This is a genomic window from Phyllobacterium sp. 22552 (assembly GCF_052044585.1).
Classification (GTDB): domain Bacteria; phylum Pseudomonadota; class Alphaproteobacteria; order Rhizobiales; family Rhizobiaceae; genus Phyllobacterium; species Phyllobacterium ifriqiyense.
The window spans coordinates 301,688-324,273 of sequence record NZ_JBQENG010000001.1 but is presented as its reverse complement, the minus strand read 5'-3'; the positions used below and the strand labels follow the sequence as shown (position 1 = coordinate 324,273).

General features: G+C 51.4%; 19 protein-coding genes. 11 read left to right on the top strand and 8 right to left on the bottom strand.

The features are described from left to right. Positions 1-30: 30 nt before the first annotated feature. Both ACTJI9_RS01650 and ACTJI9_RS01645 read left to right on the top strand, forming a co-directional pair. A complete protein-coding gene (locus tag ACTJI9_RS01650) occupies positions 31-555 on the top strand; it encodes a TIGR00645 family protein (RefSeq protein ID WP_336439736.1) in 525 nt (174 codons plus the stop codon). Between the two features lie 169 nt (positions 556-724). Continuing rightward, positions 725-1,018 carry a DUF2798 domain-containing protein gene (locus tag ACTJI9_RS01645; protein ID WP_307279401.1) on the top strand — a complete coding sequence of 98 codons (294 nt, stop codon included), beginning with the start codon at positions 725-727 and terminating at the stop codon, positions 1,016-1,018. Positions 1,019-1,076: 58 nt separating this feature from the next. Here the strand turns inward: ACTJI9_RS01645 and rpoD are convergent, their stop codons facing one another. Together rpoD and dnaG are read right to left on the bottom strand one after the other, a co-directional pair. Next, the gene (rpoD, locus tag ACTJI9_RS01640) at positions 1,077-3,104 is read right to left on the bottom strand and encodes an RNA polymerase sigma factor RpoD (RefSeq protein WP_115052466.1); all 2,028 of its coding nucleotides are present in this window, start codon (positions 3,102-3,104) and stop codon (positions 1,077-1,079) included. Positions 3,105-3,408: 304 nt separating this feature from the next. After that, positions 3,409-5,358 carry a DNA primase gene (gene dnaG, locus ACTJI9_RS01635; RefSeq protein WP_440805604.1) on the bottom strand — a complete coding sequence of 650 codons (1,950 nt, stop codon included), beginning with the start codon at positions 5,356-5,358 and terminating at the stop codon, positions 3,409-3,411. A 362-nt stretch (positions 5,359-5,720) separates the two neighbouring features. Here dnaG and ACTJI9_RS01630 point away from each other — a divergent pair, with 362 nt between their 5' ends. Continuing rightward, the gene (locus tag ACTJI9_RS01630) at positions 5,721-7,391 is read left to right on the top strand and encodes a Na/Pi cotransporter family protein (RefSeq protein ID WP_115052464.1); all 1,671 of its coding nucleotides are present in this window, start codon (positions 5,721-5,723) and stop codon (positions 7,389-7,391) included. 14 nt (positions 7,392-7,405) lie between these two features. Here the strand turns inward: ACTJI9_RS01630 and ACTJI9_RS01625 are convergent, their stop codons facing one another. Then, on the bottom strand, positions 7,406-7,570 hold the full coding sequence (locus ACTJI9_RS01625; protein WP_162802461.1) for a hypothetical protein: 165 nt from the start codon (positions 7,568-7,570) through the stop codon (positions 7,406-7,408). 98 nt (positions 7,571-7,668) lie between these two features. Between ACTJI9_RS01625 and ACTJI9_RS01620 the strand changes: the two genes are divergently transcribed. The 3 genes from ACTJI9_RS01620 to cml all read left to right on the top strand — a co-directional run bounded on the left by ACTJI9_RS01620 (position 7,669) and on the right by cml (position 10,287). After that, positions 7,669-8,172, top strand: a complete 504-nt coding sequence (locus ACTJI9_RS01620) for a GNAT family N-acetyltransferase (protein WP_440805601.1) — start codon at positions 7,669-7,671, stop codon at positions 8,170-8,172. Next, positions 8,156-8,689, top strand: coding sequence for a DUF1003 domain-containing protein (locus tag ACTJI9_RS01615; RefSeq protein ID WP_115052462.1), 534 nt, complete (start codon positions 8,156-8,158; stop codon positions 8,687-8,689). The genes ACTJI9_RS01620 and ACTJI9_RS01615 overlap by 17 nt, the downstream gene beginning before the upstream one ends. Positions 8,690-9,084: 395 nt before the next feature. Continuing rightward, on the top strand, positions 9,085-10,287 hold the full coding sequence (gene cml / locus ACTJI9_RS01610) for a CmlA/FloR family chloramphenicol efflux MFS transporter (protein WP_440805598.1): 1,203 nt from the start codon (positions 9,085-9,087) through the stop codon (positions 10,285-10,287). A gap of 73 nt (positions 10,288-10,360) precedes the next feature. Here the strand turns inward: cml and ACTJI9_RS01605 are convergent, their stop codons facing one another. Next, the gene (locus ACTJI9_RS01605) at positions 10,361-10,810 is read right to left on the bottom strand and encodes a GatB/YqeY domain-containing protein (protein WP_115052460.1); all 450 of its coding nucleotides are present in this window, start codon (positions 10,808-10,810) and stop codon (positions 10,361-10,363) included. A 282-nt stretch (positions 10,811-11,092) separates the two neighbouring features. On the opposite strand from ACTJI9_RS01605, the gene carA reads away from it, so the two are divergent. Next, a complete protein-coding gene (gene carA / locus ACTJI9_RS01600; RefSeq protein ID WP_115052459.1) occupies positions 11,093-12,334 on the top strand; it encodes a glutamine-hydrolyzing carbamoyl-phosphate synthase small subunit in 1,242 nt (413 codons plus the stop codon). On the opposite strand, the gene ACTJI9_RS01595 is transcribed toward carA, so the two are convergent. Next, on the bottom strand, positions 12,331-13,245 hold the full coding sequence (locus tag ACTJI9_RS01595) for an aldo/keto reductase (protein WP_307279421.1): 915 nt from the start codon (positions 13,243-13,245) through the stop codon (positions 12,331-12,333). The genes carA and ACTJI9_RS01595 overlap by 4 nt on opposite strands. Before the next feature lie 141 nt (positions 13,246-13,386). Between ACTJI9_RS01595 and ACTJI9_RS01590 the strand changes: the two genes are divergently transcribed. Together ACTJI9_RS01590 and ACTJI9_RS01585 are read left to right on the top strand one after the other, a co-directional pair. After that, positions 13,387-13,860 (top strand): nuclear transport factor 2 family protein, encoded by a 474-nt coding sequence (locus tag ACTJI9_RS01590; RefSeq protein WP_354344251.1) that lies wholly within the window; start codon positions 13,387-13,389, stop codon positions 13,858-13,860. 1 nt (position 13,861) lies between these two features. Then, positions 13,862-14,419 (top strand): TetR/AcrR family transcriptional regulator, encoded by a 558-nt coding sequence (locus ACTJI9_RS01585; protein WP_354344253.1) that lies wholly within the window; start codon positions 13,862-13,864, stop codon positions 14,417-14,419. Between the two features lie 47 nt (positions 14,420-14,466). Here ACTJI9_RS01585 and ACTJI9_RS01580 read toward each other — a convergent pair whose 3' ends face one another. Beyond that, positions 14,467-14,931 carry an Lrp/AsnC family transcriptional regulator gene (locus ACTJI9_RS01580; protein ID WP_307279428.1) on the bottom strand — a complete coding sequence of 155 codons (465 nt, stop codon included), beginning with the start codon at positions 14,929-14,931 and terminating at the stop codon, positions 14,467-14,469. Positions 14,932-15,073: 142 nt separating this feature from the next. Here ACTJI9_RS01580 and ACTJI9_RS01575 point away from each other — a divergent pair, with 142 nt between their 5' ends. After that, the gene (locus ACTJI9_RS01575; protein WP_440805591.1) at positions 15,074-15,796 is read left to right on the top strand and encodes an aspartate/glutamate racemase family protein; all 723 of its coding nucleotides are present in this window, start codon (positions 15,074-15,076) and stop codon (positions 15,794-15,796) included. 16 nt (positions 15,797-15,812) lie between these two features. On the opposite strand, the gene ypfJ is transcribed toward ACTJI9_RS01575, so the two are convergent. Then, complete coding sequence (gene ypfJ, locus ACTJI9_RS01570; RefSeq protein WP_115052453.1) at positions 15,813-16,724, bottom strand: KPN_02809 family neutral zinc metallopeptidase; 912 nt, start codon at positions 16,722-16,724, stop codon at positions 15,813-15,815. Between the two features lie 335 nt (positions 16,725-17,059). On the opposite strand from ypfJ, the gene carB reads away from it, so the two are divergent. Continuing rightward, positions 17,060-20,545 carry a carbamoyl-phosphate synthase large subunit gene (carB, locus tag ACTJI9_RS01565; RefSeq protein ID WP_115052452.1) on the top strand — a complete coding sequence of 1,162 codons (3,486 nt, stop codon included), beginning with the start codon at positions 17,060-17,062 and terminating at the stop codon, positions 20,543-20,545. A gap of 19 nt (positions 20,546-20,564) precedes the next feature. Here the strand turns inward: carB and ACTJI9_RS01560 are convergent, their stop codons facing one another. Then, positions 20,565-22,349: an ABC transporter ATP-binding protein/permease gene (locus tag ACTJI9_RS01560; RefSeq protein WP_115052451.1), complete on the bottom strand. Its 1,785-nt coding sequence runs from the start codon at positions 22,347-22,349 to the stop codon at positions 20,565-20,567. Positions 22,350-22,586: the final 237 nt, after the last annotated feature.

The following is a 22,586-nucleotide window of genomic DNA, read 5'->3' as shown; positions in this document are numbered from 1 at the left end:
TTGAACCTGTACTTCTATCGGAATGAGCAAATGAAACGCATAGAAATCTTTATCGAAAACATCATCCTCGCTTCACGTTGGCTTCTGGTCGTCTTTTATCTCGGGCTGGCGATTGCACTGGCGATCTATGCTTTTTCTTTTGCCGGGAAGCTCGTCGATTTCGTCTCCAAAGTCATGATCCTGAACGAAACCGACACGATCCTCAAAATGCTCAGCCTTATCGATGCAGCCCTCGTTGCAAGTCTTGTGGTCATGGTCATCATTTCCGGTTACGAAAATTTCGTATCGCGGTTCGACCAAGCAGATGAAGTGCACTGGCTCGGTACAATCGACGCTGGATCACTTAAAATCAAAGTCGCATCGACCATCGTGGCGATTTCATCGATCCATCTGTTGCAGATATTCTTGAACCTGACGCAGTACAGCCACGAACAACTGATGTGGTTCACAATTATCCACCTTGCCTTCGTGTTTTCGGCCTTGTTCCTCGCCTATATCGACAAACTCATGGTCAAGGATAAAGGCGACAAAAAATCCCACGAGCCATCGCTCTGAACAAAAAAGCCCGGTCAGCCGGGCTTTTTTATTGCCAACACGTCTATGCCGCGTGTAAAGGACAAGCGTAGGTTGAACTTTCAGCCCTACCGTAAGCGTCTTACGTCAGGCAACGCATCTCCTCCGGTCTCTAACCGGCGTGGCTTTTATCGGCCAAGGATCGTTGCACATGAGACCGCATACTTACGGAAAAACCATGAACTATAATCAGAAACTGTCTTTTCGTCGCAAGTTGCCAGCGAAGTACATTGCTGTCATTACACCGCTTATTCTCTCGGTGCTCATGACTTTAGTGGTGTCATTCATTGCGACAGTAAAGAATCTCGGGCTTCACGCCGACCTGCCTTACAATTGGGTAACAGCTTGGGCCTTGTCGTGGGTTGTTGCATTTCCAACACTTTTAATGGTGCTGCCTGTCGTTCGTCGTATCGTCAGCATTATCTGTGACTCGCCCACCCGCTAATGCAAAACGGGATGGGTTTTCGCCCATCCCGTTCTCTATTTTTGCAGATAAGGATCGCTTAGCTGTCGAGGAAGCTGCGCAGCTTGCGCGAACGGCTCGGATGCTTGAGCTTGCGCAATGCTTTGGCCTCGATCTGACGAATGCGCTCACGCGTAACCGAAAACTGCTGTCCAACTTCTTCCAGCGTATGATCCGTATTCATGCCGATACCGAAACGCATACGCAGGACACGTTCTTCACGCGGTGTCAGTGATGCCAGCACCCGCGTAGTGGTATCGCGCAAGTTCGCCTGAATCGCAGCATCGATAGGCAGAAGCGCATTCTTATCCTCGATGAAATCACCGAGGTGCGAATCTTCTTCATCACCTACCGGTGTTTCGAGCGAGATTGGTTCCTTGGCAATCTTCAGGACCTTGCGCACCTTCTCAAGTGGCATAGCCAGCTTTTCAGCCAATTCTTCCGGTGTCGGTTCACGGCCGATTTCGTGCAGCATCTGGCGCGACGTACGAACGATCTTGTTGATCGTTTCAATCATGTGCACCGGAATACGGATTGTACGTGCCTGGTCGGCAATAGAACGGGTAATCGCCTGCCTGATCCACCATGTCGCATAGGTCGAGAACTTGTACCCACGGCGATACTCAAACTTATCGACCGCTTTCATCAAACCAATATTGCCTTCCTGAATAAGATCAAGGAACTGCAACCCGCGATTGGTGTACTTCTTGGCGATGGAAATGACGAGACGCAGATTTGCCTCAACCATTTCTTTCTTGGCAAGAGCGGCTTCGCGCTCACCCTTTTGCACCTGGTTGACGATGCGGCGGAACTCCGAAATGGAAATTGCAGTTTCCTGCGCCATATTCTGAATTTCGGTACGCAGATTTTTGATCGTCTCTTTTTCGTTCTTCGTGAACTCTTTCCAACCGCGTGTCGTCAGGTTGGAAACAGCTTTCAGCCAGTTCGGATCAAGTTCGTTGCCCTGATACTCTTTCAGAAAGTCTTCACGACGTACGCCATAGGACTCCGCAAGACGCAACAACCGGCCCTCGTTCTGCACGAGACGCTTGTTGATGTCATAAAGTTGAGCCACCAGAGCTTCAATACGATTCTGGTTCAGCGACAGCGATTTCACTGCCTTGATCAGCTGGTCCTTGAGCTCCTTATAACGGCGCTCCTGGCTTGGTGACAACGAACCCGATGCAGCAAGGCGATTTTCAACTTGCTGATCCTGAAGCTTGCGAAGCTTTTTGTAAGTGTCAGCAATAACGTCAAGGGTTTCCATGACCTGCGGACGCAATTCGGCTTCCATCGCTGCAAGCGACAGATTGGCCTCATCATCCTCATCATCGTCGTCTTCGACCTGCGTATCGCCACCAACATTTGTAATGTCGTCATCATCGCGGCGGCTGCGCGAACGATCATTTCCTGGAGCAGGTCTTTCTTCTTCGACGCGCTCAATTACCGGTGCCTGCTTGGCTTCAGGGCCAGCATAGGTCGTTTCCAGATCAATGATTTCGCGCAGAAGAATCTGCGATTCATTCAGCGCTTCGCGCCAGATGATGATCGCCTGAAACGTCAGCGGGCTTTCACATAGGCCTGAGATCATAGTCTCACGACCAGCCTCGATACGCTTGGCGATCGCAATCTCGCCTTCACGCGACAAGAGCTCAACAGTGCCCATTTCACGCAAATACATGCGAACAGGGTCATCTGTGCGGTCAGTTGGTTCTTTCTTGGTGACAGTCGGAGCGACAGCCGTACCGGTCGACTCGGCGAGCTCGCGCGCATCGCTTTCATCATCGGCGCTATTATCCGCCTCTTCGGCGTCCGCGTCTTGCTCGTCATCCTCAACAACATTGATGCCCATATCGCTGAGCATCGCCATTGTGTCTTCGATCTGTTCTGAAGTGACCTCTTCGGATGGCAGAACTGCATTGAGTTCGTCCATCGTCACATAGCCGCGCTTCTTAGCGAGCTTGATCATCTTCTTGACAGCGTCATCGGAAAGGTCGAGAAGCGGACCGTCTGGCGCGCCTTCGCGCTCGACTTCTACTTCTTCATTTTCCTTTGCCTTCGTTGCCATATTCTATATCTCCAAGCGACGTTCGCTTTTTTCATGCATGAGAACAACGAGTGCAGCAGCGCACCGGTTCCCCTACATCAATCAAGGTATTAAATGATCGACTAGCCGAAATCCTGTTAATGGCGGATTAACCCTGTTATTCCGGTGGCGAGCACGCTGCATATTTGTCGAATTTGCCGGTATTTCTGCAAAACCCACAAACATCAACGCAATATCTACAATTCTGCGCAATCTGATTCCGTCATTATTGACCCACGTCAACCCCGACTCAACTGATTCGGGTCAAAAAAGCGAATCAATTCGGTCAAAAACCCTTCGCGGAGCGTCCAGAGGGGATTCCAAACCCTTCGATCAGCGCCTCCGTAGCCTGCGCGTTACGGATATCGTTCTGTATATCGAGTAACCTGTTAAAGTTTTCCTCGGTCGCGTCAGCACCCAAAGCTACCCGAGCCAATTCTAGTTCTTTATGTAGTGCGCGAGCGCGCTGATGCAAGTGGATCGCCTGCCGCAAAGCTTCTCTGGCGTCCTCTTCTGCAGCTTCAGCAGAAGCAGACCATTCACGGTTGCGTCGGATAATAGCTTCAAGCGCCTCCACCAGCGTTGCCAATCCCTGATCCGCGATTGCCTTGCGCATCTCTGCTCCACTGGAGACATGATGCTCCGCCATCGCATCGAGCATAGCAGCATGAAAACGCTTCAGGTCCGGATGCTCCAATTCAAGATCAACAACCGTTTCAAAGTCATCTTCAATCAGACGGGGATGGTTGAACAAGGTCATCAGAATAGCTGTTTCTCTAACAGGAAGCTTTGATGACGAGCGAGCGCCCAATGCCGACTTTGTCAGATTATCACTGACAGCAAACCGCCCGGTGGCAGCACCTTTTCCGCGAGAACCATATCTGGGCTGACCATAGGCATTCTGATTGTTGCCGCGCTCACCATTGTTACGTTGGTTAGGCCCGAAAAACTGCTGGATTCGCTCACGTACATCCTGGCCATAATGACGCCGGACATTCTCATCGGCAATCAAAGCAGTCATCTGTTTTAAGCGAGATTCAAGCTCGGCCCGACGTTCAGGCGTATCAAAGACACCGCTTGATGTCTCACGACTCCATAGCATGTCCGCCAAGGGGCGGGCATCATTAAGGACTTCCTGAAAAGCCTGTGGCCCTGACGACTTAACGAGGTCATCGGGATCTTTGCCTTCTGGCAGCACAGCAAAACGGAGCGAATATCCCGGCTTCAAAACCGGCAAAGCCAAGTCGATTGCCCTATGCGCCGCCTTTATGCCGGCACTGTCGCCGTCAAAACAAAGTACGGGCTCGGGTGACATTCGCCAAAGAAGACCCAGCTGATCCTCCGTCAGCGCTGTACCCAACGGCGCAACCGCATGTGTGAACCCCGCCTGCGCCAAGGCGATAACATCCATATATCCTTCCACCGCAATGACAGCTTTGGCTGGCTGTCCCGCTTGCGGCTGTGCTGCCTTGCGGGCGCGCAATGCGTTGAACAGAATTTTTCCTTTGTGGAAAAGCTCGGTTTCATTGGAGTTCATATATTTTGCGATGGCATTGGGAGCCAGCGCTCGCCCGCCAAAGGCAATGATACGCCCCCGTAAATCTTCAATCGGAAACATGATGCGATCACGAAAACGATCAAAGGAAACTGGCTTGTCATCGCCATATACCACCAAGCCGCAGGCTTCTATCTGATCCTTTGTAGCCCCTTTGCTGGCCAGATGTTCTTTCAGGGCATTACGGCTTTCCGGTGCATAGCCGAGACGGTAAGAGTGCTGCGTTGCAGCGCTGAGCCCGCGATCGCGCAAATAAGCCCGCGCTTTTGCACCACCGGCCGTTTGCAACTGGTCCTCGAAAAACTTCGTTGCCATTTCCATGACATCATAGAGCGTGGCGCGCTTTGCCTCGCGTATCTCCATTTCGGCATCGCGCGCGGGCATGGGAACACCCGCCATATCCGCAACACGCTCGACCGCTTCCGGAAAGCTCAGGCCCTCAAGTTCAGTCAGAAAACGAAAATGATCGCCTGTGACCCCGCATCCGAAACAATGATACCGCCCTTTGCGATCCTCACAGTGAAAGCTGGGGGATTTCTCGCCGTGAAATGGACAGCAGGCCCAGAAATCGCCTTTCTGGGCATTTGTCTTCTTGCGATCAAACGAAACGCGTGTCCCGATGACGCTGGATATCGGCACACGCTCCCTGATCTCGTCGAGAAAAGATGGCGGAAATCGCATATGAATGTTCGTTCTAAATTAAACTCTGCTGCGGGATATGGAGTGCTCAACACTCACGTCTGAGGTCCAGGTTCATTGTGCCTTAAATAAGACTGCTATGAAAGGCCTTCAAGCACTTCATCCCCGACTCATACTGTTCGATCAAAGCATGAAGGGATTTGGTTTTTACAAAGCCGGCAAATTATCAGCGTGTCAGGTCTGAATTATCTTCTGCCAGCGTATTTGTGCTAAGAACGACATATTTTTTCTTAGCCGGAACATATTTTTTTCGCTTTTTGAGTGATATCTTATATTAATAAATTGCAATCAAACTTGGCATGGTTGCTATTCTCGCTTCTCTCAACACGACAGGATTGTAGCAAGTGAACGGTTCCGCAATTTTGTTGCATTTGGCAGGTGCTGTAGCGCTCCTGCTCTGGGCAACACGAATGGTTCGAACAGGCGTCGAGCGCGCCTATGGCGAGCGCATGCGTCAAAGTCTACGCGGCGTCCTTCACAATCCCATTCTTGCTGTTCTCTGGGGCTTGATGCTTTCAATCGCATTGCAGAGTTCGACAGCAGTCAGCCTCCTTGTCGGGTCTTTCGTCGGTTCAGGCTTTGTCAGTGGCGTTGCAGGATTGATGGCCGTTCGCGGCGCTGAGGTCGGATCCGCTCTGGTCGTAAAGATTCTCAGCTTTGACCTAACCTTGCTGGTACCGCTCTGCCTTGTCGCGGGCACTGTAATCTTCATGTCCACGGAGCGCAGCAATTGGCGGCAGATTGGCCGCATTCTTGTTGGCATTGGTCTTTTGGTGCTTTCGCTGGAAATGACAGGGCAAGCGACCGAACCGCTACGCAACAGCGACTTGCTGCCCGTTATTGTTGGTTATCTCAGCACCGATCCGGTTACAGCATTTCTGCTTGCGGCGATCATGACCTGGCTATTCCACTCCAGCATTGCTGCCGTGCTTTTGCTGGTCACCTTTGCCTCGCGGGGTCTTATCCAGCCTGAGCTCGGAATTGTGATGATCTTTGGCGTAAATCTCGGGTCATCGTTCATTGCCCCCCTCCTCACTCGATCAGCTGCCCCACAGGCTCGGATCGTGCCGATGGGAAACCTGCTGATGCGGGGCGCTGGATCAATCGTGATCCTCATTCTCTTCATGACATTCAAACCCTCTATTGCCTTCCTTGGCTCGTCACCAGCGGACCAAGTCATCAATGGTCATATCTTGTTCAACATCATCATTCTGCTAGCGGGTGTCCCGCTGTCAGCACTGGTTTTACGCGTAACCAAGGCGGTTGTTGCGTTGAACGCACCTGTCGAGCAAGCGCCCTCTCTTGTTCAAGCAGAGCTCAGTGCTTTGGATGAAAGCGTATTGGACACACCAAGCCTGGCACTGACAAATGCCACCCGGGAAACCGTGATGGTCTGCGAAACTGTGGAAATAATGCTTCGCGGCGTTATCGCGCTTTATGAAAACCCGGAACAGGATCGCATCAACGAACTATCGATGCTTGACGATAAGGTGGACCGCAAACATGCAGCCATCAAACTTTATCTGGCCAAACTAACAACGAGAAAACTGTCCGAATTTGAGGTGGCCCGTGCTCAGGAACTATTGGGTGCCTGCGTCAAGCTTGAACAGGTGGGCGACATCATTGTCCGCAATATGCTCGCCCTCGTTCAGAAAAAAATGGATCGCAAACTTAAATTTACTGATGAAGGCTGGCTGGAACTCAGCAACTTCCACGCAAAAGTATTAGTTAATGCCCGTATGGCTTTCAATGTGCTGGTATCTCGCGATCGGGAAACCGCACATCAGCTGGTTTTGGAAAAGGACCACCTGCGTGACCTGGAAAAGCAGAGCAGTCAACGCCACTTCAGTAGATTGCGTGAAGGGACAGTCCGCAGCCTGGAAACCAGCTCAATTCATCTCGACACCATACGAGACCTCAAGCAGATTAACTCGCTGCTCGCATCCATGGCCTATCCTGTCCTTGAAGAACAGGGTCTGTTGAACACAACACGTCTGCGGGCGTTGCACAGCTGAGCGAATGGAACTTGTTAATAATTACGATGAATGTGGGTATTTGAACCGATGAAAGCTCCCATTGCCGAGCCAATGAGGAGCCCAAGCAACATGTTGCCCATAACAGTTTCGCCAATGCCTGCGCCTATCGACAGGCCCGCAACTATTCCGATTATGGTAGACCAGCTATGTTCTTTCATATCAGCCTCCGTTTTTATTAACCATAAACGTAAGTGCGTCGTTTCGGTTCCATCCGCTTGCGCGCACAGCGCTTAGCACACGCAATAGGAAGCAGCCGATGCTTATGTTTAAACCAATGCGCGCGGACGACTATTCGGATTTTCTGGATTATTTCATCGCCGACTACGCGACGGAGATTGCGGCCAATTATGGCCTTGAGCATTCTGTTGCAAAAGATCGCGCTATCGATGAAATCAATCACGATTTGAAACAGGGCATTGATACGCCCGGGCACAGTTTGGTCTGTCTCGTCGATTTGCAAGCGAACACCGAACGTGTCGTGGGTTATCTTTGGTATAAAGTAGATACAAAAATGGGGGAGATTCATATTTGCGACTTCTACGTTTTTCCATCCGAGCAGGGCAAGGGGCACGGTAAACAAGCACTAAGCCTTCTCGAAAATGAGGCGGTAAAAGCGGGGGTTCGGCAAATCAAATTACGGGTTGCCGCCAATAATCCTCGTGCGAAAAATCTTTATGATGCCTGTGGGTTCTACGTGACAGGCATCAATATGAGCAAACAAATTGCCGCTTTGGAGAGAAGCGATGGCCGAAACGGATGATGTGACGAAGGGCCTTCATGATGCCGAGCGGAAGCTGCTCCAACAGCTACGCACGGTTCGCCGCAGAATACGAAGCCACAAACCGGCGGAAATAGAAGACCAGCTTACTCGTGGTCAAAGAATTGCGGATGCTGTTGCTGCGACCATGGGCTCATGGAAATTCATCATTATCCAGACCACAATATTGTTCTTTTGGATTGTGCTGAACGTTACTGCCTATGTGCGGGAGTGGGATCCTTACCCCTTTATCCTCCTCAATCTGGCTCTGTCATTTCAGGCAGCCTATGCTGCACCATTCATTATGATGAGCCAAAACAGGCAACAGGATATAGACCGGAAAGAAGCCGCCAACGACTATAAGATCAACATCAAGGCTGAGCTCGAAATTGAGCTTCTTCATGAGAAGATTGAACTAATGCACCAGAAAATAGATGAACTTTGCGAGCGGGAAGTCGTGCATTTGAGAAAAGCCGCAAGAGGCCTGCAACCTGGCAAACGCGATTCCGAAGAAGGCTAAAACAAAAAAGGACCGCTGCGGGAGGAGGTGCAGCGGTCCTGATTGTAAATGTACCGCGGGAGGAGGTGCAGTACATTCGACGTTGGGATATCTGGGAGGAAAGAGCCCAACAAGTTCAAGATAGCAAAGCCTAAAATTTTTGCTACCTTCAAATATGCATAATAGCTATGCAAATAGTTGCATACCATATCGCACCGGTTGCGCTTCACACCGCTGACTGCTAGTCAAATAGCGACTACCACGTCTCTTTTGGAGCAGCACAAATGGGTGCACAGAAAACCTCGGACAAGTAAGCCGCAGCAACCTTTCGTTGTTGCGGCGCATCTGTCAGACCATCCATCATTTTGATCGCAGGCAGACGCCGCCAAATGAATTCATTTAGCGGACATATAATCATGCCTATCAAACGACAAATCTGGGCTTACTCGCTCCCGGCTACCCTCCTGCTGATGGCGCCATTTGACATTCTGGCTTCACTTGGAATGGACATTTACCTTCCCGTCGTTCCTGCAATGCCAAGAAATTTGGGAACGACTTCAAACGTCATCCAGCTCTCCCTTAGTCTTTACATGGTTCTTTTAGGACTTGGACAAATCGTGTTCGGACCTTTATCCGACAGGATCGGCAGGCGGCCGATCCTGCTTACAGGTGCCCTGCTTTTTACCGGAGCATCATTTTGCCTCGCCCTCTCGTCCACGCCACTGCCCTTCCTGCTGTTTCGAACTCTACAGGCAATCGGCGCATCGGCGGTATTGGTCGCCACATTTGCCACGGTTCGAGATGTCTATGGTGAACGACCGGAAAGCACGATCATCTATGGGATGTTTACGTCAATGCTCGCATTCGTGCCGGCACTTGGTCCCATCGCAGGCGCCCTCATTGCGAACATGCTCGGCTGGAGGGCTATATTCTTGGCACTGGGTTGTATCGGAATATTTGCGGGCTTGAGGGCTGTTTTCATGTGGCACGAAACCAGCCCGCCTCAACGATCCTCAAAGGACAGGTCGATCTTACCCATCTTGGGCAGTTTGACATTCTGGACCTATACACTGGGATTCAGTGCAGCAATGGGAGCATTCTTTGTATTCTTCTCAACAGCGCCGAGAGTTCTGATCAACAATGCGAAGTATAGCGAAATTCATTTCAGCCTTATCTTCGCAACTGTTGCAGTCGTGATGATCATTACCGGCTATTTCGTTAAACACGTCGTCGCCAGATGGGGCATTGCGGGCTGTTTAATACGAGGAATGCTGACAATTATTACCGGAGCGATTGTGCTTTTTATCAGCCAGCTGTTTTTCCCCCTATCATTTGCGAGCTTTGTTTTGCCGATGTGGATTATCGCTGCTGGCATCGTGCTGACGGGATCGGTTACAGCGAATGGCGCCCTCGCCGATTTTGCTGATAGGGCTGGCTCCGCTGTAGCCTACTACTTCTGCATTCAAAGTCTGATCACGGGGCTTGTAGGAACCAGCGTGGTAGCTTTGTTTGACGGGGGCACCCCCCTGCCATTGGTGGTCTACTGCCTGCTGCTTCCCATAATCGTGCTGTCAGCACTCGTCTTACAGCGCCGTGCATTTCTAAAAAACACCATGTGACCGAAAATAAAAAGGGCGAAAGACCGAAGTCTTTCGCCCTTCATTGGGTCAAACCCAAGCGGTAACTCAATTGCTACTGCAATATTTCCTTCACGATGCCACTGGCTTTGCTGAAATCCATTTGCCCAGCATATTTCTCTTTAAGAGCGTTCATGCACTTACCCATATCGCGCAGCCCACCAGCGCCAATTTCGCCGATTACCTGCGTACAGGCATTGCGTATGTCAGACTCACAAAACTGCTTGGGCATGAAATCACGAATGATCTCGATTTCTTCACGCTCCTGTTCAGCCAGCTCAAGCCTGTTACCTTCTTCGTACATCTTCGCAGATTCTTCGCGCTGCTTGATCATCTTCGCCAGAATTACGCTGATTTCATCACCGCTAACCGGATCTTTCCCGATTCCGCGATTTACAATGTCACGATCTTTGATGGCTGCCATGATCAGGCGTAGCGTCGAGACGCGGCGTTTGTCCTGAGATTTGATGGCTGTATTCAGTGCCCCGGCGATTATATCGCGCATGGCCGTATTCTCCTGTTATGCGCCCACCCTAGTCGTCGCTTCGAGCGAAATCAACAATGGCGCCATGTCATCCACGACATGAATTACCACCAAGTGCTCGTCTTGCAATTGACCGAAGGCGTTGCTTTGTTTATGGACTGGGACTTAGCCAGACATTTTTATTGTTGCTGCGGTGGATGATTACCCAACCATCGCGCTCAGCCACGTCATATGGGATATTCGAGGACATTTTTCAATGGCCCCCTTTATCCAGTGCGACGCTAGCTCATTCAGGAGTACCGCATGACAGCCACATCAATAGAAGCAGGTACGCAAGCAAAAACTGCGGCTTGGTCCGAAGTAAAGCCCACAGCCTTGCTCGTGCTGGCTGACGGCACGGTTATTGAAGGCAAAGGTCTCGGCGCTACGGGCATTTGCGAAGCTGAAGTCTGCTTCAACACTGCTTTGACAGGCTACGAAGAAATCCTCACGGACCCCTCCTATGCCGGTCAGATTGTCACGTTTACGTTTCCGCATATTGGCAATGTCGGCGCAAACAATGAAGACATTGAAGACCTTACGCCGGCAAAGCGCGCCGGTGCTGTTGGAGCAGTATTCAAAGCCGATATCACTTCGCCATCAAGCTATCGATCGGTCGATCATCTGGATGCTTGGTTGAAAGCACGGGGTGTTATCGCCCTTGCCGGTGTCGATACGAGGGCCTTGACGGCGCTCATCCGCGAAAAGGGCATGCCCAACGCCGTAATTGCACATGATCCTGACGGCAAATTCGATATTCCGGCGCTCAAAGCGCGCGCTGCTTCGTGGCATGGATTGTTGGATCTCGATCTCGCCAAGGATGTTACATCTGGACAAAGCTCGGTTTGGACCGAAAAGCCATGGGTTTGGGATCAGGGCTTTGCTGAACAGTCCGCACCAGAGTTTCACGTCGTTGCCATTGATTACGGTATCAAGCGGAATATTCTGCGCCTAATCGCAGGACTTGGTGCAAAGATAACAATTCTCCCCGCGACAGCGACCTCCGAAGATGTCCTTGCCTATAATCCAGATGGAATTTTTCTCTCCAATGGTCCCGGCGATCCTGCGGCAACCGGAAAATACGCTGTCCCAACAATCAAAGAGCTGATTAAAACTGACATCCCGGTTTTTGGTATATGTCTTGGACATCAGATGCTGGCATTGGCGCTTGGTGGCGACACCAAGAAAATGCATCAAGGCCATCACGGGGCGAATCATCCAGTTCGCGATGACACAACCGGCAAGGTTGAGATTGTATCCATGAATCATGGTTTTGCTGTTGATGCAGCCTCCTTCCCCGACAATGTCGAAGAAACCCATGTCTCGCTCTTTGATGGCAGCAATTGCGGTCTGCGGCTAACTGGACGTCCTGTATTTTCGGTTCAGCACCATCCCGAAGCATCTCCCGGTCCCCAGGACTCACACTATCTTTTCCGCCGGTTTTTCAATCTGATCCGGCAGAAGAAGGGCATGGAGTTACTATCGGAGCGTGATCACGCCGCTTAGTCAACGTCCTCTCCGGTACTCGCCTTTAGAATTGCAAACCATTGTTGGCGACTGAGCTCGATATCCAGCGCAGTCGCCATTGTTTTTAGTCTATCAATCTTCAGGCTTCCAAGAACGGGGATTAAGCTGGCGGGGTGACGCAGCAGCCAAGCAATGGCAATTGCCGAAATATCTGTATTATCCAATTGCGAAGCAATATCTCTCAGAGCAGCGCGGAGTCGTACCTCTTGCACGCCCTCGCCTGTGAAAAGACTGCCGCCGCCAAGCGGTGACCAGATCATCGGCGCATATCTCAATCTTTGGGCGTGGTCGAGGCTTCCATCCGTCAAAGGCGAAACATATTTGACAGAAAATTCGATTTGGTTGGTGACCAGCGGGAATGGCAATCTTGATGCCAGAAGATCAAACTGATGCGGCAGAAAGTTTGATACGCCGACCGCACGGACTTTGCCAGCCTTGACTACATCTTCCAGACCCCGGGCTGTATCATCGGCATCCATCAAGGGATCGGGCCGATGCAGTAACAGCACGTCAATATAATCCGTATGTAAGTTTTTCAGCGACCGCTCCACGGAAGCCCGAATGTGCGCCGAGCTCGTATCATAGTGCTTAATGCGATTTTCAGGGCGGGCGCCCGATATCAGCATAATGTCGCATTTGGTAATCAGCTCAATTGTATCACGGCTGCCGCCCCACCTTTGTAATCCGGCACCAAAAGCCTCTTCCACACCATAATTCCCATAAATATCAGCGTGGTCGAAACTCGTAATACCGATGTCAATTGCACCATGAACCAGCCTGGCGACACTATCAGCATCAGATCGTTCAAGGTCGCTGAGCAACCTCCATGCGCCAAGGACCAATCGGGATAGGCTCAAACTACCCAACGAGATACGTGTTTCATAGGACATGCTGATTTCCTGCAAATGATTATGGCTCGTCTAGTTTAAAGCCTCACCACGGGAGGACAAGGGTACAGCGTCCCTTGACTAAGAGCTGATAATGTACCAATAGGTACACACCTTACCATTTGGTACAAAAGGAGAAATCAAATGTCAGAGCAACGTCCGCCTTTTCCACCCTTTACGCACAACACTGCGATCCAAAAGGTTCGGGCTGCGGAAGACGGCTGGAACGGACGCAATCCTGAGCGCGTGGCGCTGGCTTACACACAGGATAGCTATTGGCGGAACAGATCAACATTCTTATGTGGCCGCGCTGAAATCGTCGCCTTCCTGCAAGAAAAGTGGAAGCGAGAATTGGAATACCGCCTGATCAAAGAACTTTGGGCGTTTTCGGGCAACCGGATAGCAGTACGTTTTGCATATGAGTATCACAACGATTCCGGCAATTGGTTTCGCGCCTATGGCAATGAAAACTGGGAGTTTGACGAAAATGGCCTGATGCAGAAACGCTTTGCTTCCATCAATGATCTTGCAATCAAAGAGGCAGATCGGAAGTTCTTGTGGGATCAAACTGGTCCACGCCCGATTGGACATCCGGGATTATCGGAACTCGAGCTGTAATATGGTCAAAACTGTCTCCGAACGCTCTGACGTTGTTCCGGTGCTTGCCGAAATCTTTCGGGAACACGGCTTTGAAGGGGCAAGTCTTTCAATCATCACCGAAAAGACCGGGCTTGGAAAAGGTAGCCTTTACTACTTCTTTCCAGGCGGAAAAACCGAAATGGCACAGGCCGTCCTCGCGGAGATAGAAGGTTGGTTTGAAAAGCAGATTTACAGCCCATTGCGCGAAGCCACCGACTCTCAAACTGCGATACGGATGATGTGCGCCGCGGTAATTGAATACTTCAAGTCCGGTCGCCGCATCTGTCTCGTTGGTGCGCTTGCTCTCGACAATGTCCGTGATCGCTTCGCGTTACAGATCAATAATTACTTCGCGGCATGGATTGCTGCACTCAATAAGGCTTTGCAGAAGCTTGGGCACGATCCAGAAGTGGCCGCAGCTCTCGCTGAAGAAGCTATAATAGACATTCAGGGCGCCTTGGTAATAGCTCGCGCGCTTAACAACCCGTCCGTATTTGAGCGGGCCATGATCCGTATAGAAAAGCAGCTAACCACTTAAAGCAAGTTTGCTTATAGAGATCGGTCAAATTGATACCGCGACAGAAGTCACTTTATGTAATGCGTTGGAACTGCAGTAGTGGATTTCAACGTTTCCATTGAAACTGATGCTGAGATGTCAAAAAATTCCACCTTTTCGACCAATGACTTATATATTTCGTCATAAGCTTCCACACGTGGCAGAACGAGCTTTAATATATAATCGATAGTGCCGGTCATGCGATGCACCTCGACAATTTCCGGTATGTCGGAAATTGCCGCGCGAAACTGTTCCAGCCATTCCGCCGAGTGGCGCGCCGTACGAATGATAACAAACATGGTCGTTGGTAATCCGGCCAGAGGCCGATCTACCAGAGCAACGCGGCGCTGGATATACCCCTCCTCTTCCAGGCGCTGGATGCGACGGGAACACGCGGAAATGGAAAGGTTCACTCTGTTAGCGAGATCGGATACGCCCACAGAGGCATTTTCTTGCAGAATATCCAGAATCTTGCGATCGCGATCGTCGATCATCTATAAATCCCAACAAATTTATCGCGTGGTATTAGATATTTACGCGCAATATTTGCGCCAACATATCTGAATTTTAAAAACTATGCGAACACATTGTGCGCTGCAACCTCTATCCTCTGGCTAGGGAAATGAGGGATCCATCATGCGCACTATTGGACTGATCGGCGGGATGAGCTGGGAAAGCACTGCGGTTTATTATCGTCAGATCAATGAGGAAATCCGCGGACATCTTGGCGGATTGTCCTCTGCAAAAATCGCCCTCCAATCGCTGGATTTTTCCGAAGTTGTCGCCTTGCAAAAGAGCGACCGCTGGAATGATGCTGCTGCGCTTCTGTCGGATGCAGCCAGCCGCCTTGAAGCGGCAGGAGCAGATTGCATCCTAATCTGCACAAACACGATGCATCTTGTTGCCGACGCCGTTGCTGCTGCTGTCAGTATTCCGCTCATTGATATCAGGCACGAAACAGGCCGCACTTTATTCGCCGCAGGCAAGAAGCGCCCGCTTCTATTGGCTACACGCTATACGATGGAGCACGGCTTTTACGCGGATTATTTGCACAATAATTTCCAGATCGACCTCGCCGTCCCCAATGAAATTGACCGGGCCAAGATTCACTCCGTCATTTTTGACGAACTTTGCTGCGGCTTGGTCAAAGACGAGTCTCGCCATGCACTGGAGAAAATCGTTGCCCGTGGCAAAGAGGCTGGCGCTGATTGCGTAATTCTCGGTTGCACCGAAATTTGCTTATCGCTGACCGAAGATAATTTGGCGTTACCGGTCTACGATTCAACAACCATACACTCGCAGGCAGCCGTTGCTTATGCATTGGGCAACAACGTCAGGAACAGAAAGAACGCGATCTAATCGCGTTCTTATCTAATTAAATACTCCCGCTGAACGTATCGCAATTATCCAGCTTGCCGCTATCAAATCCACGCTTAAACCATTTGCTGCGCTGGGCAGACGTTCCATGATTAAAGCTCTCTGGAACGACATAACCTTGAGTCTTGCGTTGCATAGTGTCATCGCCGATCTGTTGCGCAGCATTGAGTGCCTCGTCCAGATCGCCAACGTCAAGAATACCTTTCTGCTCGGTAAAGTGTCCCCATATACCGGCAAAACAGTCTGCCTGCAGTTCAACACGCACTGACATGGCATTGGCTTCCGCTTCGCTCATGTTCTGCCGCATTTGATTGAACTTGGGCAACACGCCAATCAAATTCTGTACGTGATGCCCAACCTCATGCGCCAGCACATAGGCTTGCGCGAAATCGCCCGATGCCCCGAACTTCTTATCCAGCTCGTCATAGAAGCTTAAATCGATATAAAGCTTCCGGTCGCCCGGGCAGTAGAAGGGACCGGACGCTGCGCTGGCAAAGCCACATGCGGAACGCACTTGATCACTGAATAGCACCATCGTTGGCGCTGGATAGGTTTGACCCTCAGCCTTGAAGATACCGCTCCAGACATCTTCCGTCTCTGCAAGAACTGTCTTGGCAAATTGTGTCGTCTCGTCGTTGTTTTTGACCGAGGTATCGCTCTGGGTTTGGCCCGGCACCAATTGCCCGCCACCAGAATCAACCAGTATCTGCATCGGATCAATATTGGTGCAGAATTTCAAAAAAAGAAAAATTGCAGCGAGGATGAGAATGCCGGAAAATCCACCGCCGCCGGCCGTCCGCAATCCGGAACCGCCAGGAATACGAAATCTTCCGCCCCCTGGAAAACCGCCGCCGCCTTCGCCGCGTTGATCTTCAACATTGTCGCTCTGTCTACGCCCCTGCCAACGCATGTTCCGTCTCCCGATCGCTTGCCGATCCAAACCGGCTGATACGCTGTATGCACAACATCAATACGCGGCATTTGTTTCATGCGCGATGTTATTTTTCAACTTTTGCTTGCAGGAAGTGGCACATCAACTTTTGCGATGGAATGTTACGTTGTGGCCGTAATGCGAAACGAAACCCCAAAACCGCCTTAAAATGCGTTAACGTCGCTTTTTGGGGTTACGCAAAGCGTTTCCTTTGCCTATAAGGCAGCCTTAGCCTCGCATTTGAATTCAAGTAGCTACCCGTACGGTGAAACCGTGCGGTTTTTTGTGCAGACCGCTATGATAAGGACCCGAACATGCCAAAACGCACCGACATCAAATCTATTCTGATTATCGGCGCTGGCCCGATCATTATCGGTCAGGCATGCGAGTTCGACTATTCCGGCACCCAGGCCTGCAAGGCACTTAAAGAAGAGGGTTACCGGGTCATCCTCGTCAACTCCAACCCGGCAACGATAATGACTGACCCCGAATTGGCAGACGCGACCTATATTGAGCCAATCACGCCTGAAGTCGTTGCGAAGATCATCGCCAAGGAACGTCCCGACGCGTTGCTACCAACCATGGGTGGTCAGACTGCGCTGAACACCGCCCTTTCGCTGCGTCGCATGGGTGTACTGGATCGTTATAATGTCGAAATGATTGGCGCGAATGCTGAAGCGATCGACAAGGCGGAAGATCGCGCGTTATTCCGCGAGGCCATGGCAAAGATTGGTCTGGAAACACCAAAATCAATGCTCGCAAACGCTACCGAGGTAAAAGATCTCGACCGCAAATTACACCAGGAACAGCGCGAAGCGGTTAAAGCCCAATATTCCGGTGCAGAACTCGATGCGGCTTTAGACAAGCTGGAAACCGAGTGGCAGCTCGGCGAAGGTGACCGCAAGCAGCGCTATGTATCGCATGCCCTCGGCATGGCCGGTGCCGCATTAGACCATGTTGGTCTACCTGCCATCATCCGCCCCTCCTTCACCATGGGCGGTACAGGCGGCGGTATCGCGTATAACCGAACAGAATTTTACGAGATCATCGGCAGTGGTCTTGACGCATCGCCAACCACTGAAGTGCTGATTGAAGAATCCGTTCTCGGCTGGAAAGAATACGAGATGGAGGTCGTTCGCGACAAGGCGGATAATTGCATCATTATCTGCTCCATCGAAAATATAGATCCGATGGGTGTTCATACCGGCGACTCTATTACTGTTGCCCCAGCTTTGACGCTGACCGACAAGGAATACCAGATCATGCGCAACGCATCGATTGCGGTATTGCGCGAGATCGGCGTAGAGACCGGCGGATCGAATGTACAGTTTGCGGTCAATCCGGAAAATGGCCGCCTGATTGTTATCGAAATGAATCCCCGCGTGTCACGCTCATCTGCACTGGCATCGAAGGCCACTGGCTTCCCGATCGCAAAGATTGCAGCCAAGCTTGCTGTGGGCTACACGCTTGATGAACTCGACAATGATATTACCGGCGGCGCTACGCCAGCCTCGTTCGAGCCATCTATTGACTACGTCGTCACCAAAATACCGCGCTTTGCCTTTGAGAAGTTCCCCGGCGCAGAACCTACCCTAACGACAGCCATGAAATCGGTCGGTGAAGTTATGGCCATTGGCCGTACATTCAAAGAATCGCTTCAGAAAGCCTTGCGCGGACTGGAGACTGGCCTTACCGGACTTGATGAGATCACAATTCCAGGCATTGGCGAGGGCAATGACAACAATGCTATTCGCGCCGCTATTGGCACTCCTACCCCAGACCGGCTCCGTATGGTGGGGCAAGCACTAAGGCTTGGACTGACTGTCGAAGAAGTGCATGAAGGCTGCAAGATCGACCCGTGGTTCCTCGAACAAATGGCAGAGATCATTGGCACGGAAGAGCGCGTGCGCGAGCACGGGCTTCCTCAGGACGCGCAAAACCTGCGCGCATTGAAGGGCATGGGTTTTTCCGACGCACGCCTTGCAAGTCTGGCAAAAATCGAGCCCAGCGAAGTTACCAAGCTACGCAACAAGCTTGACGTTCATCCGGTGTTCAAGCGCATTGATACCTGCGCGGCTGAGTTTGCATCGCCAACGGCCTATATGTACTCCACTTATGAAGTTCCATTTGCAGGTGCTTTGGTTTCCGAGGCCCAGATTTCCGACCGCAAGAAGGTTGTGATTCTCGGCGGCGGACCCAATCGTATCGGCCAAGGCATTGAGTTCGATTATTGCTGCTGCCATGCTGCCTTTGCGCTGCGGGATGCTGGCTACGAAGCCATCATGATCAACTGCAACCCTGAAACAGTATCCACAGACTATGACACGTCAGACCGCTTGTACTTTGAGCCACTGACAGCCGAAGACGTGTTGGAAATCCTGCGGGCCGAACAAACGGCAGGAACCTTGCATGGCGTGATCGTGCAATTTGGCGGGCAAACACCGCTGAAACTCGCAGATGCGCTTGAAAAAGCTGGCATTCCTATCCTTGGAACTTCGCCGGACGCCATCGACCTTGCTGAAGACCGCGACCGCTTCCAGAAGTTGCTGATCAAGCTTGATCTCACGCAGCCTAAGAATGGCATTGCTTACTCGGTTGAGCAGGCACGCACCATAGCTGGAGAGCTTGGCTTCCCGCTGGTCGTACGTCCTTCCTATGTCTTGGGTGGTCGCGCGATGCAGATCATCCACAATGAGCGCGGCTTACAGGCCTACCTGCTTGATACGGTTCCTGAGCTCGTGCCGGAAGATATCAAGCAGAAATACCCGAACGACAAGACCGGACAAATCAACACGCTGCTTGGTAAAAATCCTCTGCTGTTTGATCGTTATCTGACCGAAGCCATCGAGGTCGATGTGGACTGCCTCTGCGATGGCAAGGACACTTGGGTCTCCGGCATCATGGAGCACATTGAAGAAGCTGGCATCCACTCCGGCGACAGTGCTTGTTCTTTGCCAGTTCATTCCCTTTCCGCCGAAACTGTATCCGATCTGGAAAAGGAAACCGCCGCGCTTGCCAAATCGCTTAACGTGGTTGGATTGATGAACGTCCAGTACGCCATCAAGGACGGCACGATCTATGTTCTTGAGGTCAATCCACGCGCCTCACGGACAGTACCCTTCGTTGCCAAAACCATAGGCACTCCGATTGCCAAAGTAGCGGCCCGTATCATGGCGGGAGAGACGCTGGAACAAGCTTTGTCGCATTATGGCGGCAAGCCTTCCGCTACAGGGCGCAAACATATTGCAGTCAAGGAGGCTGTGTTCCCGTTCGCTCGTTTCCCCGGTGTCGATACACTGCTCGGACCGGAAATGCGCTCGACGGGCGAAGTCATGGGACTGGATTATGACTACGCGCTGGCCTTTGCCAAAGCTCAGCTGGGCGCAGGTGTTGATCTTCCACGTGACGGTACTTTGTTCGTTTCCGTACGGGACGAAGACAAACAGCGCATTCTCGCGCCTGTAAAACGCCTGGCAGAATTGGGCTTCAAGATACTCGCTACTGGCGGAACTGCTCGCTTCCTTGGCGAAAACGGCGTAGCAGCGCAAAAGATCAACAAGGTGCAAGAGGGTCGTCCGCACGTTGAAGACGCAATCCGCAACCGTCAGGTTCAATTGGTTTTCAACACGACAGACAGTGCCAAGGCGATCTCGGATTCAAAATCGCTTCGCCGCGCGACCCTGATGCAAAAAGTGCCATACTACACCACGCTATCGGGTGCCGATGCTGTTGCAGAAGCAATTGCTGCGCTCAAGGCTGGATCACTGGAAGTACGGCCACTTCAGGATTATTTCGCTTAACTTCGTCTGGCGAAATTGTTTAAACACCTAGCAACCCCTCCTCCTCCAATCCGTGGCCGGAGGGGTCGCTGACAAAATGCAGCACCGTCGAAAAGACATGATCATTCTTGTCTTCTCGCCCAATATGCACAATCGTCGATTTGGCGAGGTGCTCGCGCAAGACTGCCACCACCCGGTCATAAGCATCTGACTCCATCGCGTCGAGCGACTCGTCAATAACCACCCACTCCGGCTTGTGCAGCATCAACCGTGCAAATGCGAGCGACTGTTGCTCATCATCACTAAGCTCGCGATCCCAGCGAGCACTGAAATCCAGCATGGTTTCAAGCCGCTTCAGTCCAAGCTCATGCAAGGCTCCAACCAGTTGCTCGTCAGTAAAACCATCTTTACCGAGCGGATAGGACATCGCTTCACGCAAGCTGCCGGGCGGAAAATAGGGCAGACGCGGCATGTAGATAATGGTTTTGTTGGCAGGTAACGTGACTGTTCCAGCCCCCCAAGGCCAAAGGCCGGCAATGGCCCGAAACAGCAAAGTGCGATCAATACCCGCTTCGCTTGTAATGAGAACGCGATCACCCTCTTTGACAACAGCGTGCTTTTCCTTGAGCCGTACTGTAGCGCGTGGCGCGGTGATCTTCAGCGAATCAAGAATGATTTGATCCCTATCGGACTCGGCAAATTTTATGCGCTGTTCAATGCTGTTCATGGCGTCGGTTGCCTGCACGGCCTGCCTGAAAGACGTCACGCGTAAAAGCGTTGCACGCCAGTCAGCAATCGCGCCGAAATTGTTGACGAACCACTTCAATGCATCGTGGACCTGATTAAATGCCCCGATAGCCATCATAAGACCGCCGAACGAAAGATTGCCTGCGAAGTAAACTGGTGCAGCAACCAGAATAGGTGCGACGATGGTAATCCAGCCATAGCCAGACGTGACCCATGTGAGTTGCGTCAAAGCTCTAACCAGCAATCGGATGGAAGCCAGAAGACTATCGACATCAAAGCCAAGACGACGGTTTTCGTCGGCCTCACCGCGGTAAAGTGAAATCGCATCAATATGTTCGTTCACCCGCATCAGCGAGAAACGCAGTTCAGATTCCTTTTGGTAGCGATCGGCATTGTACTTGATGAGTTTGCGTCCAACAAGCCAACTCAACCATGACGCGAGAGACGCATAAAGAATTGCAGCCCACACCATGTAGCCCGGAATAGAAAAACTGTAGCCATATACATTGAACACGAACCCGCTTGAAAGCGCCCATAACACACCGACAAAGCTGACCATCAGGATCGTGGATTGCAGCAAGCCAAAGCCGAGATCCGTCGACATTTCCGCCAGATGCCGTGCATCCTCATGTAAGCGTTGATCGGGATTAACGCCGATGGGCCCTGAATTGGAAAGTTTGAACGCACGCCGGGGCACCAGCCACTCGCCAATGAGATCTCGCGTCAGGCCTTCCCGCAGTTTCAGGCGCGTCATCTGATTGAGCCACGTCTGGCCCACACTCAAGACAAGAAGCACCGCCGCAATCCCGAAAAACACCATGAGCTGGTCGAGAAAGGCCTGAAAGTCGCGTCGCGACAGAGCATCATAAAACGGCACATTCCAACGATTGAGAAGTACCTGTCCTACCGAGGTCAAAATGATAATGCCGAACACGCCCGAAATGAACAATATCAGACGATTGCGGACTGGAGAGTTCCAATAAATGTCAGCAATAACGCCAAGCTGCGCCAAAAGCCCCGCTTGCACTTCGCCAGCGACGGAGGTTGCTGGCACTCGGTTGGGTTTCTGCTTCGCCATTGGGCTCCCCCGTCGAAGGCCGTGATTCGGCTTTCTCACTCTAACATTGACTCTTTCAAACCACTCAACCGCACCTGCAATTTTTGCGATAGTACAGAAACTTTCGCGCTAGATGCTCAGCGGGATACCCGAAAAGTCGCGTGTAGTTCCGTTTTGAAAACGGCTTGTTTTGCCAGAAATTCTATCATATGTATTTTGCATCGATTTTATCGGTCGAGTGACTTTGCGACCTGCGTA